This window comes from Vibrio nitrifigilis, from assembly GCF_015686695.1.
Taxonomy (GTDB): domain Bacteria; phylum Pseudomonadota; class Gammaproteobacteria; order Enterobacterales; family Vibrionaceae; genus Vibrio; species Vibrio nitrifigilis.
This window is the reverse complement of record NZ_JADPMR010000003.1, coordinates 93,829-109,608: the sequence shown is the minus strand read 5'-3', so window position 1 is coordinate 109,608 and position 15,780 is coordinate 93,829. Positions and strand designations below refer to the sequence as shown.

Sequence of the window (15,780 nt, the reverse complement as noted above, 5' to 3'; positions counted from 1 at the left end):
TTAAGTGATGATAAAAGAAAGGCCTTCGTTTTTAAGCGAAGGCCTTTTTTGTTGGTTGTTATTTTTTGAGGGTTTATAGGAACCACTTCCACCAAATAAACACGGCAAGAAAACCAAATAGATAGACCAGACCCAGTATAGAAAGTGATTTTAATTTAGGTCCGACTGCGAGCGCTTTTGGTAACTCTGTTCGAGTCACTAAAATGTAGTTCAACAGAGCAAAGATTGGCGTTGTCATGAATGCTAAAATCATTGCGAAATTAAGCATTGGTAGTAGTGCTGACGTGAAGAACAATACGATGGCGACAGCAAGTACTGACACGAGTAGCATCCAACCTTGGAATGCTTTCTGAGAAGACGTTTCTTTTTTTGTTAGCAATCGTTGTGATTCGTTGAGAACACGGGAGTAACCATCAATAACAGTAATGGTGCTACCGAAGATACAGAAAAATGCGATAACAGCGATTAAGTAGCGTGACCATTCACCAATGGTTGATGCATATAGGCCAACTAACTGGTGGGTAAAACCAACCCCCGATTTCGCTAACGGCACTCCATTTCCGTGTAATACGATGGCTCCGAGGGCTAAAAAGACTAGGGCCAGTAACGCAGTACTAATGTAGCCGACGTTAAAATCAAACAATGCGGATTTTGGGGTCACCTCGGTTTCTTTAGATTGGTTTTTTAACCACATCGAAGTAATACTCGTTACTTCAATTGGGGCTGGCATCCATCCCATTGTCACGACTAAGAATCCGATTGCCGCCATTGTCCACGGTGATGGTGTATCCGTAACAACATGAGCCGGTTCTGGACTACCTACCGCACAGACTAGTGCCAGTAAGGTACTGATAGTTAATACCGCCATGATGATTTTTGAGAGTGCATCAAGCGCCTTGTAATGGCCTGCAAATAGAATGACTAAGCAGGTGATCAAAATAATGATGCTGAGTGTGCCCATGGAAAGCTGAAAAGGGATGAAGTAGCTCAACAAGCTGGCAGTAAATAGCAGTAATGCTGCTGTGTTAACGACAGCGGACACTGCACTTAATACGAAAAATAGCCATAAATATGGACGACCCATATTGGCGTACCCTTCAACCAAACTTTTGTTGGTGCCCATCGTGAATTGAACGCCAGCACGGAAAAATGGATATTTAAATAGGTTTACCAGCAAGATAAGAATGGCAAGTTGCCAACCATAAATAGCACCAGCTTTGGTTGAGGCAACAAGGTGTGAGCCCCCAACAGCCGCGGCTGCCATCATAATACCAGGCCCTAAAGATTGAACAGTTTTGGCAATAGCCCCGCGCTTTTGCGTGGAGTATGGAACAGCATTCTCCATGTGGATTCCTTTACATTCTTTGCATGACTCAAGAGCTTTTGAAAGAGCTTCTTTTCTATCTTGATGCGAACGATTGAAACATATTCAGCTAAAGTGTCAATCAATATGTACACTTGGGCTAAAATAAATTTTTTATTAGTATTTAATGTTAAAAAATATCTATATTTGGTGTTATAAACTACTTTTTCGAGCCGTTTCACACTGGTATGGAAGGCTTAAGTTGAGTTGGTAACCTTTTATGCGAGGTTTTATATGATGATTGTAAATTATATTTTACAGTGGTGGGGATGCTTTCACGGTGGGAGATGTTTGAGGTTGGGGGATTCTCTGGTGTTGAAATAGCGCTAATAAGGCGAGGGTTACCTAGTGTATTGGTCAGGTAGATAAGTATATAATGCGGCGTTTTTATTTCCTTAACCTGTAATAAGAGTAAACAGCCATGGCTATGACTGAGTATCATCCACCGACCGATCCTTGGATTGATGTGGTATACGAAGATAAGTACATTCTTGCAGTAAACAAGCCATCGGGGTTATTGTCTGTACCTGGTCGATTAGAAGAACACTATGACAGTATGTGGAGTCGATTAGTGGCTGAGTATCCAGAGATTCAAGTGGTACATCGGTTGGACATGTCTACGTCAGGATTAATGGTCTTTGCCAAAGATAAACATTCTGAATCTGCATTGAAGAAGCAGTTTCAGTATCGTCTGACTCATAAAATCTACTATGCGCGCGTTTGGGGACATCCTGAACAAGATGAAGGAGAGATCGACCTCCCTTTGATTTGTGATTGGCCTAATCGACCAAAACAAAAAGTATGTTTTGAAGACGGTAAACCGTCTAAGACGATTTACCAAGTAGTAAAAAAAGAAGCGCAAACCTCTGTCGTACGTCTATTGCCGGTAACAGGACGTTCTCATCAACTGCGTGTCCACATGCTGGCGATCGGCCATCCTATTGTTGGTGATGAGTTTTACGCCCACCAAGAAGCGATCGATTTTACCCATCGGCTGGAATTACATGCTGCAGAGCTGAGTTTTTACCATCCACACAGTCATTGGTTGCGTTCCATATTCGTTCCATGTGATTTCTATCCAGAGGCACGAGAAGAAATCTTCGAGCATTTTGATGCTGAGAGACAATTACCCGATTATAAAACGCTCCCTCGCCCGTAATGAATGACAATCGGTGGGGAGTGAATAAGCAAGGAGCTATTGATGTCACAACCTACCGTGGTTTTTTTAGATAGAGCGACGATTCCAGAGCAGATTATTCTCCCTCAACTAAAAATGGATCATATTTGGCGAGAATATGATTTTACGAGTCCAGAATTAACCTTAGAGCGCAGCCTAGGTGCACAGGTCTTAATTTCCAATAAAGTGGTTCTTAATGCCGATATCTTGTCCCAACTCCCAGATCTCAAATTAATCGCGGTGTGTGCGACGGGAGTAAATAATGTCGATCTCGACTATTGTGCTGCTCAAGGTATCGCTGTAACCAATATTCAAGGTTATGCGACTCAGTGTGTTCCTGAACATGTTGTTGCGATGATGTTTGCTTTGAGGCGTAACCTGAAAGGGTACCATCAAGATATTGAGGCTGGCGAGTGGCAACGTAATAAGCAGTTTTGTTTCTTCACTCACCCCATTGGTGATATTGCAGGCTCAACACTAGGTATTATTGGTGGCGGCGTGCTAGGACAAGCCATGGCTCAGCTTGCTAAAGCATTGGGGATGAAGGTTATCTTTGCTGAACATAAAGATTCGTCAACATGTCGTTCTGGCTACATGCCATTTCAGGATGTTCTTCAGCAAGCTGATATTCTTACCCTACATTGCCCGTTAACGGAGCAGACGCGTAATTTGATTGGTAGAGATGAATTCACGCAGATGAAGTCCAGTGCCATTTTAATCAATACCGGGCGTGGTGGGCTAGTGGATGAGAGTGCTCTTGTTGAGGCACTAGAACAGGGATATATTGCTGGAGCTGGGGTGGATGTCTTTAGTCAAGAACCTGCGGATGAGGGTAATCCGCTCATAGCGAATGCGCAGTTACCTAATCTATTATTGACGCCTCATGTGGCATGGGGCAGTGATTCCGCTATCACCAAGCTTGTTGGTATTTTAATCGATAATATTGATGGTTATTTCTCAGGACATGAACAGAATCGCGTTATCTAATTACCGATTAATTCACCTCAAGAGCTAGACAATTTAAAAAAGGCAGCCGAAGCTGCCTTTTTTCATTTCTAAACAAGAAGATTACAGTGCTGCGATAGTCACTTTCTGTTCTTCAAGTTTTGCCAAGGTATCTTTGTAGCCTTGCAGTTTTTCACGCTCTTTTGCTACAACCGCTTCAGGTGCTTTTGCAACGAAACCTTCGTTACCTAGTTTACCTTCGATACGTTTGATTTCACCTTGAGTCTTAGCAATTTCTTTTGCTAGACGATCCAGCTCAGCGTCTTTGTCAATCAGTCCAGCCATCGGGATAAGCAGCTCTGATTTTCCAACTAGCGCTGTTGCACATGCTGGTAATGTTTCATTATCAGCAATCACGCGTACGCTTTCTAGTTTCGCAAGAGACACTAGAACTTGTGTGCACGTTTCTAGGCGGTTTACATCTACGTCGTTAGCTGCTTTCAACATCACTTCTAGCGGTTTACCAGGGTTAATGTCGTATTCTGCACGTAGGTTACGAATACTAGTGATGAATGATTTAACCCATTCAATATCGTCTAGCGCTTCTTGGTGGAAGTTTGCTTCGTTGTACTGTGGTAGCGCTTGAAGCATGATGGTTTCACCAGATACGCCTTCAACAAGAGGTTTTACACTTTGCCAAATGGTTTCAGTGATGTATGGAATCACTGGGTGCGCTAGGCGAAGCGTTTTCTCTAGAACGGTAATCAGTGTACGACGAGTTGCGCGTTGCTGAGCTTCTGTACCTTTCCATAGAACCGGTTTAGTTAGCTCTAGGTACCAGTCACAGAATTGGTTCCAAATAAATTCGTACAGCGTGTTCGCTGCCATATCAAGACGGTAGTTATCGATATGCTCATTGAATGCTTTTGCAGCCAATTCAAATTGAGATTCGATCCATTTGTCTGCTAGTGAGTACTCAAGCTCAGCGCCTGCAGCAAAGCCACAATCTTGCTCTTGAGTATTCATCAATACGTAACGGCTGGCGTTCCACAGCTTGTTACAGAAGTTACGGTAACCTTCTAGGCGCTTCATATCCCAGTTGATATCACGACCTGTCGATGCCATTGCTGCAAGGGTAAAGCGCAGCGCATCTGTACCGTATGGTTCAATACCGTTTTCAAACGTCTTACGAGTATTTTTCTCAATCTTCGCTGCCAATTGAGGCTGCATCATGTTGCCAGTACGCTTAGTCACTAGAGACTCAAGATCGATACCGTCAATCATGTCGATTGGGTCAAGTACGTTACCTTTCGATTTCGACATTTTGTCGCCGTTTTCGTCACGGATTAAACCAGTTACGTAAACGGTTTTGAAAGGTACTTGTGGTTTGTCGTTTTCATCTTTGATGAAGTGCATGGTCATCATGATCATGCGAGCAACCCAGAAGAAGATAATATCGAAACCGGTTACTAGCACTTCCGTTGGATGGAAGGTGGTAAGATCTGGCGTTTGTTCTGGCCAACCTTGAGTACCGAAAGTCCATAGTGCTGAAGAGAACCAAGTATCAAGTACATCATCATCTTGACGCAGAGCAACATCTGCAGCGATGTTATTCTCTTGACGAACTTCTTCTACGTTACGACCAACGTACACGTTTCCTTGGTCGTCATACCATGCAGGGATACGGTGACCCCACCATAGCTGACGAGAGATACACCAATCTTGAATGTCGCGCATCCAAGAGAAGTACATGTTCTCGTATTGTTGTGGTACAAATTGGATGTCACCATCTTCAACGGCTTTGATCGCTGGTTCTGCGAGAGGAGCAGTGCGAACATACCATTGGTCAGTCAGCATTGGTTCAATAACCACACCGCCACGATCGCCGTAAGGGATCGTTAGGTCATGATCTTTAATTTCAACCAGAAGACCAAGCTGTTCGAACTCAGCGACAATCGCTTTACGTGCAGCAAAACGTTCAACACCTTGATAACGCTCAGGGATCTCAGTCGAGTAAGCATCACTTGCTTCACCTTTAGCAGTGAACACTTCAGCAGCGTCACGTACGTTCGCATCTAAAGTGAAGATATTGATCATTGGCAGATTATGACGTTTACCCACTTCGTAGTCGTTAAAGTCATGAGCTGGTGTGATTTTTACACAGCCTGTGCCTTTTTCCATATCGGCGTGTTCGTCACCTACGATTGGGATGCGACGATCAACGATAGGAAGTAAGATTTCTTTACCAATGAGATCTTTGTAACGTGGATCTTCTGGGTTAACAGCAACACCAGTATCCCCAAGCATGGTTTCTGGACGAGTTGTTGCAACGACGATGTAGTCTTTACCTTCCGCAGTTTTTGCCCCATCAGCAAGAGGGTAGCGGAAGTGCCACATGTGACCTTTTTTGTCTTTGTTTTCAACTTCAAGATCAGAAATCGCAGTGTGCAGTTTTGGATCCCAGTTAACGAGGCGTTTACCACGGTAGATAAGGTCTTCTTTAAATAGGCGTACAAACACTTCTTGTACCGCATTAGAGAAGCCTTCATCCATAGTGAAGCGTTCACGATCCCAGTCAACAGAAGCACCTAGACGACGAAGCTGGCGAGTGATGTTACCACCGGATTCGCCTTTCCATTCCCAAATTTTGTCGATGAATGCTTCGCGACCGTAGTCGTGCTTGGTTTTCTCTTCTTCTGCGGCAATTTTACGTTCCACAACCATTTGAGTTGCGATACCAGCATGGTCTGTACCGACTTGCCACAAAGTGTTGTTGCCTTTCATACGCTGACAACGAATCAGAGTATCCATAATGGTGTCTTGGAATGCGTGACCCATATGCAGGCTACCAGTGACATTCGGTGGCGGAATGACGATGCTGTAAGCAGGTTTTGAGGTGTCACCGTGAGGCTTAAAGTAGCCTTGTTCTTCCCAAGTCTTATACAGATCTTGTTCGATAGATGTTGGGTTATATGTCTTTTCCATAGTGCTCTTAAATGGATACTTTAATGGTTAATCAGTTAATCTTTATAAGTGAGTTCTCTGGTGAAGAGAGCTTAACTATAAGGATGAACTGCTACGGATATTGGATCTCGATAGTCTGCAGTTGGTATCCTGCTTGTCGATAGAGTTTATATCGTTCACGAGCCCGTTGTTTGGCATTTTCTTCACAAGGGACGAAGTCTATCACTTCAGCGAAGTTCTGCGCAAAGGTTGTCTGATTATCAGCCAAATTTATTATGAGTTGGCGATGGTAAGACGGCTTTACTTTTTGATGACCAATTTCAATATGAGTGCCATATTTCGGGCCTTCCCCCACTAAATTATGTGCAATAAAATCATGTGGTTCGGTTTGCCAAAATCTCTCTGCATAATGTTCTGCTTGGTCTTTATCGTGGCATTGTAGGTACACTTTGGCCCCTTGATGAGCAAAATGACGCGTCAGAAACAGCACGTAGTCTTCAAAGCCTAGTTGCTCGGCTTGAGGAGTATCTTGTTGTACGATGTAAAACGTCGCCATTGCCATTGGGAATACCTTAAAAGAACGATACAAAAAAGGGCCTGACGGCCCTTTATAAAACGTTGTTACTCTTCGTTTTCTTGGCCACTACGGTTAAGTAGGAATTGGACAAGTAAAGAGACGGGACGTCCCGTTGAGCCTTTAGCTGCACCAGATTTCCATGCGGTACCCGCAATGTCAATGTGTGCCCAGTTATATTTCTTAGCAAATTTTGATAAGAAACAGCCTGCGGTGATAGCACCCGCTGGGCGGCCACCAATATTAGCCATGTCCGCAAATGGACTCTTGAGCTGTTCTTGGTATTCATCCGTAATTGGTAAGCGCCATGCACGGTCACTTGCCTGTTCTGATGCACTAATGATCTCGTGTGCTAATGGGTTATGGTTACTCATTACACCACTTAAGTGATGGCCCAGTGCCATCACGCACGCACCCGTTAGAGTGGCTACATCAACGACACAATCAGGTTCATAACGCTCAACGTAAGTTAGCGCATCACACAATACTAAACGACCTTCAGCATCAGTGTTTAGTACTTCAACGGTTTGACCTGACATAGTGGTTAATATGTCACCCGGACGATAGGCGTTGCTGCCTGGCATGTTCTCACAACCTGCAAGCACACCAATAACGTTGATGGGTAGATTCATTTGTGCCAGCGCTTTCATCGCGCCAAAGACTGAGGCTGCACCACACATGTCATATTTCATTTCATCCATAGCAGCGCCAGGTTTAATAGAAATACCGCCTGAATCGAAAGTTAGGCCTTTACCAACCAGTACAATAGGTTTGGCATCCTTATCAGGATTACCTTTGTATTCGATCACTGACATCATAGATTCATTTTTTGAACCACGACCGACAGCTAGGTAAGAATACATCCCCAGTTTATCCATTTCAGCTTCGCCAATGATCTTCGTGGTGATCGTTTCGTAATCATCAGCAAGACGGCGAGCCTGCGAAGCAAGATAAGCCGGGTTGGCTACGTTTGGTGGCATATTGCCAAGATCTTTACACGATTTAACACCAGAAGCGATCGCCAGACCGTGAGATATGGCTTTTTCACCGAGGTTTAATTCACGGCGAGTCGGCACATTGAATACGAGTTTACGTAGCGGACGACGGGTTTCTGGTTTAACCGTTTTAAATTGATCGAAGGTATATAAACCATCTTTGGTCGCTTCAACTGCTTGGCGTACTTTCCAATAGGTATCACGACCTTTAACGTGCAGTTCCGTTAGGAAGCAGACGGCTTCCATTGAACCCGTTTCGTTAAGGGTGCTGATGGTTTTTTGAATGATTTCTTTATATTGACGCTCACCCAGTTCGCGCTCTTTACCACAACCTACGAGTAAAACGCGTTCGGACAGAACACCTGGAACTTGATGCAGCAGTAGCATCTGACCTGGCTTACCTTCTAAATCACCGCGACGAAGCAATGAACTCAGGTAACCATCACTGATTTTATCAAGTTGTTCTGCAACTGGAGAAAGGCGACGTGGTTCGAATACACCCACAACGATACAAGCGCTACGTTGTTTCTCCGGGCTGCCACTTTTTACACTGAACTCCATGCGTACTCCTACATCCTAAAGACAAATAGAACTAAATGTTGGATAATGCACTCTTACTTGTTGAATCCCTATAGGGAACTACCTTTAAATATGGAGTGCTAACAAATAGTGAAAATTTCAAAAATAAAAGGTTCAACGAGAAATTATAGTGATTCAACCAAAAAAACAAGTTTTGTATAGGTAATTTCAGCGTGATTATTGTCCGATATTTGATCCGCGAGACACTAAAGAGTCAATTTGCCATCTTTTTTGTGCTCTTTTTAGTGTTTCTGAGCCAGAAGTTTATTCGAGTTTTGGCTGATGCTTCAGATGGTGAAATTCCTGCACGAATGATTTTATCGATCGTGGGTTTGAATATGCCATCGATGGGGCTTTTAATGCTTCCATTGAGCTTGTACATAGGTATTTTGCTGACCTTCGGTCGTTTATATGCGGAAAGTGAAATTACCGTCATGAACGCGACCGGGATCGGTAACAAATTTCTGATCCGTGCTGCTTTGTCGTTAGCATTAATTACATCGACAGCTGCTGCGTTTAACTCATGGTGGCTTTCTCCATGGTGCCAAGACAAAGTTGCGCAATTGATGGAGCAACTCTCTTCAGAAAACAGCGTCGATTTGCTACAGAAAGGGCAATTCCAACGTTCACCTGATGGTTCATCTGTCGTATTTATCGACGACATTGATAATAAGAAATTATCCAATGTCTTTGTGGCACAGCTTGCTCCACGCGACTCTATTTTACCGAGCGTGATGTTCTCAGATTCAGGTGAAGTAAAAGAGTTAAGTGATGGTCGCCAAGTAATCAACATGTATAACGGGACTCGTTATGAAGGGGTTCCGACACAACTGAACTACATGATTACTACGTTTGATCAATACCAAGGTTTAATTGGTCAACGAGAAGTGAAACATGAGGATCGCGATTGGGAAGCAATTCCAACCATGCAGTTGCTCCATGACTCCAATCCAAAAGCACAGGCTGAACTGCAATGGCGTATTTCGCTGGTGGTGTGTATTCCCATTTTAACCATGCTTGTCGTCCCTTTATCGGCAGTTAACCCTCGCCAAGGTCGTTTTGCGAAAATGGGGCCGGCAATCTTTATTTATCTGGTGTATTTCCTTGCGATTAGTGCCACGAAGTCAGCGTTAGAAGATGGCGCGATACCTGCAATTGTGGGAATGTGGCCAATTAATGCTGGCTTATTGGTTGCAGCATTGATCGTGAACTCACTAGATAGTCTTGCAGTGAGAAAGTTCAAAGATAAACTCCGACAAAAGAAAAAGGTAGCGTAAGTCGTGTTTAAAATTTTAGATGTTTATATAGGCCGAACTATCATTTCAACATCCATGATGGTTTTGATGACCTTTGTCGGGCTGTCTGGAATTATCAAATACGTTGATCAATTGCGCAAAGTCGGCAAGGGGACGTATGACTTACTCGGTGCTCTATATTTTGTGATTTTGAGTATCCCGCGTGACATCGAAATGTTCTTTCCAATGGCTGCTTTACTCGGAGCATTGATTGGTTTGGGGATGTTGGCTTCCAGCTCTGAATTAGTCGTTATGCAAGCCGCGGGTTATTCCAAACTGCAAATTGGTGTCTCTGTACTTAAAACGGCAGTGCCTTTGATGATCATCATTACGCTGTTGGGGGAATGGGGGGCTCCTCAAGCTCAAAAATTGGCTCGAGATATGCGCGCATTTGAAACGTCTGGCGGTAAAATTCTATCAGTACAAACAGGGGTTTGGGCTAGAGATGCCAATGATTTTATTTTCATTACTAAGATTAATGACGATAAATTATATGGTGTGAATATGTGGCGTTTTAATGATGATAAAAAATTAACGGAAGTGATTTTTGCCAAAGAGGTCGATTACGTCAAAGGCAAACATTGGTTAATGAAAAATGCCACCTTAACTGATATGCGTGACAAGGTAGTTATCTCGAAAAAAACAGTACCTGAATACCCATGGCATACTTCGTTAGAGCCAGATAAATTACAGGTAGTGACGGTTAAACCAGAAGAACTGTCGCTCAGCGGTTTGTATAGTTATGTACATTATCTCAAAGCATCTGAGCAAGATGCATCTCGTTACGATTTAGCGTTTTGGCGTAAAGTGACTCAGCCATTTTCTATTGCAGTTATGATGTTGATGGCGTTGTCATTTATCTTTGGTCCATTACGCTCTGTGACGATGGGGGCGAGAATTTTATCTGGTGTTATCGCTGGGTTTACTTTCTATATCTCTTCAGAGTTTTTCGGCCCGTTAAGTTTAGTGTACGGGTTTCCTCCGGTTATCGGTGCTGTTGCCCCTAGCTTAGTTTTCTTAATGGTTGCGGTAGTGTTGATGAGACGAAAAGCTTAGTTCGTAGATGTCATTATGAGAAAAAGGAAGCGTCGGCTTCCTTTTTCTTTTTAATAAAATGACTACACCTAAGTAACCTCAAGATGCTGTTTCATCGCCCAATCACGTTCAAAGGGAATGACCATTCCTGCCGTTATTGAGCTTGACCTAGGCTCGTTGATGAAGCTCTGAACGCTGTATCTTGAGGTTACTTGGAAATATAAACGTGATTTACGTGCCTGACTTCAAAAATTCAGAATATACCTTTGTTAAAATATGCATGTGCTTTTATAAAAACAAAGGAGTAAGTCGTGAATATCACACCACGCACAGTAACATCCCCTAAAAAATTCTATATAGGGGCAGGATTACTTGCTCAACTTCCTGACTATATTAAAGACTTTGGTAACAACGCCTATATCATTTGTGATGAATTTATTCTGCCGAAAGTAAAAGAAGACGCTATTGCTGCGATAGAAAAAGATAGCGCACTGACTGCAACTGCAGAAAAATTTAATTACGAATGTACCCAAGAAGAAATTAATCGTAATGAAAAGCTCGCTATCGATACCCATGCCAATGTGATTGTTGGTATCGGTGGTGGTAAAACCTTAGACTGCGCCAAAGCGGTAGGTTATCAACAAAAGCTACCCGTTATTTTATACCCAACCATCGCATCCACGGATGCTCCTTGTACAGCTCTCGCGGTTATCTATAAAAACAATGGTGAGTTTGACCATTATCTATTCTTACCGCAAAACCCTGATGCGGTTATTGCCGATACAAATATTATTGCGGGGGCTCCAGCTCGCTTCTTTACTGCGGGAGTGGGGGATGCGTTAGCCACTTATTTTGAAGCTCGCAGTTGTTATGCTTGCGATGGTGTCAATCTAGTATTGAAAAAACCATCACGAACAGGTCTTGGCTTAGCCAAATTATGTTATGAGCTGTTAAGTGAAAATGTCGAAGCGGCAATGGATGCGTTGAAAAACAAAATCACGACTCCAGCTTTGGAACAAACTATTGAAGCGACAATTTACTTAAGTGGTGTTGGTGCTGAAGCGGGTGGTTTAGCAGCTGCGCATGCGGTGAATAATGGGATGTCTGCGGTACCAGATTTACACAAGGCTCAACATGGTGAGAAAGTGGTGTTTGGCCTGCTGACTCAACTCGTGTTAGAAAATGCCCCTAAAGCTGAAATTGATGAAGTGGTTCGAATTGTGAAAACAGTCGGTTTGCCTTTAACTCTCGAAGATATGGGGTTAACTAAATTCGTTGAAGCGGAATGGCGTAAAGTTGCAGCTATCGCCTGTGATAAAGATGACACCATGGGCAATATGCAAAAACCTGTGTCAGAAGATGAGTTATATAATGCTATGATTGCAGCTAACAATATGGCTCATCGTTATAAAGAAAGCGCATAAATCATTCATTGCATGATTGATAAAACTAACCCCAGCTTTGGCTGGGGTTAGTTATTTTTTGATCTGGATAATTAGTCAGTGACGGCATGTTTTGCAAAAGGCATCACATATCGTTTTACTTTGGTCGGTTCATCACAGTTCGGTAGAATACTATCTCGATCAAATAGATACCAATCACGGCGGTGAGCTTCACCAATGTATTTGGCTTTGTCGGCATCAAAGCAAACAAGACCTTCATTATCTCTACCTATGACATAGCGATTAGGATGCTCCTGAATCCAACGCCATGCATTTCGATATTGATCTTCTACTGAAGCTAAATAGCTAAACTGAGTTAATTCTACGGGTGAGTACAACAAGAATTGCTCACGGTAATTAACGATGGCAAGCTGGCCATTAGGGCCGATGGCTTTGGCGGCATTTTCCATTACGTCTTTAGCAGGGGTTCGGATGGGATCCAAAAGTACGTATCCCCAAGAGCTGTATAATATCCAAGTTGCAGCCATTAAAGCACCGAACTGACAGATAGCTTGCTTGTGATGCATGAACCAATTGATGGCAAACCAAATCACACCTGCCGCAATAAAGAATATTGCGAATCCAGTAATGTTAGGGTTGTCACCAAGATTTTTTATCAGCCCTTTGTTGTGGTTAAGAAGCAAAATGGCAATAACAAAGAAAGCCAGATTAAAAATCCAACACACGCCTTTGATCAATCGTTGTATCCAACGTTCAACAGATTGTTCGCTAATCCATTGTGAGAAACAAAGGGCGAGCATTGGCACGGCTGGTAAAATATAAACTCCACGCTTACCTGGACTCATACTAAAGAAAAAGACGACCAGTACTACCCAAATGAGCAGTGAGCGAACGACCTTATCATCATGGTATTTCTTCCAGAAACTTTTACTAAATAGGAAAAGGGACATAGGAAACCAAAAGCCCGGAATGACTTCAAGAATGAAGTGATACCAAGGTTTTAGATGTGTCCATGAATCTGCATAACGCTCTGCCGTTTGTTTAAACAAAATATTGTCGCGGTAAGCTATGTAATCAGGGTTATGGCTGACTTCAACCCAATGAAGCATGGGAAAAAACCAAGCAGATAGCACTAATAGCATACAGATGATGCCGAATAGAATTTCTCCAACAGCTCGTTTTGCCGAAGTTTGACCACCGCGAATACTGTAAGTGAGTGCAGGGATTAAAAAGAAGATAGGTAAGAAACCGACTCCTTTCGTGATGATACCCAGCCCCATGAATGCCCAACTAATGCCGTACCAAAACCAACTTTGTTTGATAAAGTAGTGGCGGATAAAACCATACATGGCCACTGTGATCCAGCAAGTAACCATGGCATCGATTTGAGCACTTTTCGCTTGCAAGACAAATTGTGGGATCGTCAGTAGTAATAAAAACGCATTACGGGCAACTCGAACATTCCATAGTTTTGCTGCAATGTCGTAAACACATACTAGGGTGAGTAATCCAGCTAAAGCATTGGGAATAAGGAACGACCAATAAATACTTTTGGTTAGCCAGTAAAAAAAAGCAATCGCCCACATAAAAATAGGCGGTTTATCGGGGTAGAGTTCCCCCCCTCGAAGCGGAAAAAACCAATTGCCCGACACAACCATTTCTTTGGCCGCTTCAGCAAAACGAGGTTCATCTGCAGGCCAAGGTCCTCTGAGCCCGATCCCCATTGCAATAATAATAAAGGCCAAAATGAGTAGCAGAGAAAGGACTTTATGATAGTCGTCGCTATAGAAACGGTCCGATAAGGATTTAAACATTGGAGTGGTCTCCTAAACGATCGGAAGATTTTGTCGATTGTTTATAATTTCGATATAGACGGTGTGTTAATAACATACTGACAATACCTAATAAAATACTCACAATTAATTGCCATTCAGAGGCGGAACCGACCCCAGAACCAGCGAGAGCAAAGATAAAAGTTTGCGGAAAATATCCAAGTAATGAAGCAAGCATAAATGATAAAAGTCGAATACCCGTTACCCCTGAAAGTAAATTGGTAAACAAATTACTCCCAATAGGGAAGGTTCTAAGGAGTAACACTTTTGTGAATGGTTGAACTTCTATAAAGCGTTTGAACTTTTCATAACGCCTTCCCATTTTCTTGATCAATACTTGTCTAAACACCCAAGAGGCCAAAGTATAGGTGCATACAGCTCCAGCAAGAGTGCTCAATAGGCAAAGTAAGGTGCCTGATACACTGCCGAATGCGAAACCAAACGTAAACGCAATGAGCTGCCTTGGACCGCCACAAGCAGTAAATACTGCCCCGAAAGACAAGAGAAGTATTAATCCAGAAAAACCAGTTTGATGAACATAATTGGCAATCCAGTTTTTATCCGCTATATGTTGCCAGATATCACTATCTGAAGCTGCGTAAACAGCGATACATAAAAGCAATAAAAAGAGAATTTTAAATATCTTCATTCTGTTGTTCGCTGTGACTACTGTGCTTTACTTCAATGGTTGGCCACTTTGTTCGTTTACGCAGCCACATTACGCCAATCATATCGGCAATGCCGACCCATAGTCGGTTCCAAACATTATATTTGGATTCACCTACGGTTCTTTCTCTGTGGTTGACTGGGTGAACGATAATTTCTCCATTCATTCTTCTTATCAACGCAGGCAAAAAACGGTGCATATGGTCAAAATAAGGAAGTAGCAAGAAGGTGTTACGAGGAAATACTTTAAGACCACATCCTGAATCAGGAACACCGTCTCTTAAAAAAAATTGGCGTACAGCATTCGCCACACGTGATTGAAAGTGCACCCAAGCAGTATCTTTACGCTTATTGCGATACCCAGCGATACAAAAATGTTCACTATGAAGAGATGAGGCTTTATCTAGCATTGCTAATAGATCAGCTGGGTCGTTTTGACCGTCAGCGTCAAGCGTTGCAATCCATTCGCCTTTAGCATGTCTTACAGCTGAATGGACGGCAGTACTCTGCCCACAACTTTTGGGGTGATGTAAAAGAGTTAATGCGCAATTGAGGCGTGCAGCTGTTTCGATCGCTTCTTGAGCTGTATTGTCGGTGCTCCCGTCATCGGTAAGCACAACTTCAAAAGAGTGATGATTGACGAGTGCGGTATGAATTTCTTCGATTAAGCGTCCTATATTGCCTTGTTCATTTTTGGCAGGTAATACAACAGAAAGTTTAAGCATATATAAAAGCCGATATCCGATTGATATTTAAAGTGTAGTGTATGACGTACTGATGAAGTTAATGTGAAAGTCATACAACCTGACTCATGAATGGGGAGGTATTGTTTATAGTTTTGTTCATCTATAGTAAGGCGATTATGGAAAATGTTGAATGGGAGCGCTTAAATAAATGGGGGATAGATCGCCAAAAAGTAAGAAAAAGAATCGCTTTGGTGAAAATATCGTCA

12 protein-coding genes are annotated in these 15,780 nt (G+C 42.8%); 5 read left to right on the top strand and 7 right to left on the bottom strand.

The window, feature by feature from the left end:
* Positions 1–73: 73 nt before the first annotated feature.
* The gene (locus tag I1A42_RS14365; protein ID WP_161153713.1) at positions 74–1,345 is read right to left on the bottom strand and encodes an NRAMP family divalent metal transporter; all 1,272 of its coding nucleotides are present in this window, start codon (positions 1,343–1,345) and stop codon (positions 74–76) included.
* Between the two features lie 439 nt (positions 1,346–1,784).
* Between I1A42_RS14365 and rluA the strand changes: the two genes are divergently transcribed.
* Entirely contained in the window at positions 1,785–2,522 is a 738-nt protein-coding gene (gene rluA / locus I1A42_RS14360) for a bifunctional tRNA pseudouridine(32) synthase/23S rRNA pseudouridine(746) synthase RluA (RefSeq protein ID WP_196123889.1), read from the top strand.
* Between the two features lie 42 nt (positions 2,523–2,564).
* Complete coding sequence (locus tag I1A42_RS14355; RefSeq protein ID WP_196123888.1) at positions 2,565–3,527, top strand: D-2-hydroxyacid dehydrogenase; 963 nt, start codon at positions 2,565–2,567, stop codon at positions 3,525–3,527.
* Between the two features lie 81 nt (positions 3,528–3,608).
* Here I1A42_RS14355 and I1A42_RS14350 read toward each other — a convergent pair whose 3' ends face one another.
* From I1A42_RS14350 to pepA, 3 genes are all read right to left on the bottom strand, one after another.
* Positions 3,609–6,470 (bottom strand): valine--tRNA ligase, encoded by a 2,862-nt coding sequence (locus tag I1A42_RS14350; protein WP_196123887.1) that lies wholly within the window; start codon positions 6,468–6,470, stop codon positions 3,609–3,611.
* Positions 6,471–6,561: 91 nt separating this feature from the next.
* Positions 6,562–7,011, bottom strand: coding sequence for a DNA polymerase III subunit chi (locus I1A42_RS14345; protein ID WP_161153717.1), 450 nt, complete (start codon positions 7,009–7,011; stop codon positions 6,562–6,564).
* A 59-nt stretch (positions 7,012–7,070) separates the two neighbouring features.
* The gene (gene pepA / locus I1A42_RS14340) at positions 7,071–8,579 is read right to left on the bottom strand and encodes a leucyl aminopeptidase (protein ID WP_161153718.1); all 1,509 of its coding nucleotides are present in this window, start codon (positions 8,577–8,579) and stop codon (positions 7,071–7,073) included.
* Between the two features lie 191 nt (positions 8,580–8,770).
* Here pepA and lptF point away from each other — a divergent pair, with 191 nt between their 5' ends.
* From lptF to I1A42_RS14325, 3 genes are all read left to right on the top strand, one after another.
* Positions 8,771–9,874, top strand: a complete 1,104-nt coding sequence (gene lptF / locus I1A42_RS14335; RefSeq protein ID WP_161153719.1) for an LPS export ABC transporter permease LptF — start codon at positions 8,771–8,773, stop codon at positions 9,872–9,874.
* Positions 9,875–9,877: 3 nt separating this feature from the next.
* Positions 9,878–10,948, top strand: a complete 1,071-nt coding sequence (lptG, locus tag I1A42_RS14330) for an LPS export ABC transporter permease LptG (RefSeq protein ID WP_161153720.1) — start codon at positions 9,878–9,880, stop codon at positions 10,946–10,948.
* A gap of 290 nt (positions 10,949–11,238) precedes the next feature.
* Positions 11,239–12,351, top strand: coding sequence for a glycerol dehydrogenase (locus tag I1A42_RS14325; RefSeq protein ID WP_196123886.1), 1,113 nt, complete (start codon positions 11,239–11,241; stop codon positions 12,349–12,351).
* A gap of 71 nt (positions 12,352–12,422) precedes the next feature.
* On the opposite strand, the gene I1A42_RS14320 is transcribed toward I1A42_RS14325, so the two are convergent.
* Genes I1A42_RS14320 through I1A42_RS14310 form a run of 3 tightly spaced genes read right to left on the bottom strand, consistent with a single transcriptional unit; the run spans position 12,423 to position 15,553 of the window.
* Positions 12,423–14,144 carry an ArnT family glycosyltransferase gene (locus I1A42_RS14320; RefSeq protein WP_196123885.1) on the bottom strand — a complete coding sequence of 574 codons (1,722 nt, stop codon included), beginning with the start codon at positions 14,142–14,144 and terminating at the stop codon, positions 12,423–12,425.
* On the bottom strand, positions 14,137–14,811 hold the full coding sequence (locus I1A42_RS14315; protein ID WP_196123884.1) for a TVP38/TMEM64 family protein: 675 nt from the start codon (positions 14,809–14,811) through the stop codon (positions 14,137–14,139). Before I1A42_RS14315 ends, I1A42_RS14320 begins: the two co-directional genes overlap by 8 nt.
* Positions 14,798–15,553: a glycosyltransferase family 2 protein gene (locus I1A42_RS14310; protein ID WP_196123883.1), complete on the bottom strand. Its 756-nt coding sequence runs from the start codon at positions 15,551–15,553 to the stop codon at positions 14,798–14,800. Before I1A42_RS14310 ends, I1A42_RS14315 begins: the two co-directional genes overlap by 14 nt.
* Positions 15,554–15,780 lie beyond the last annotated feature (227 nt).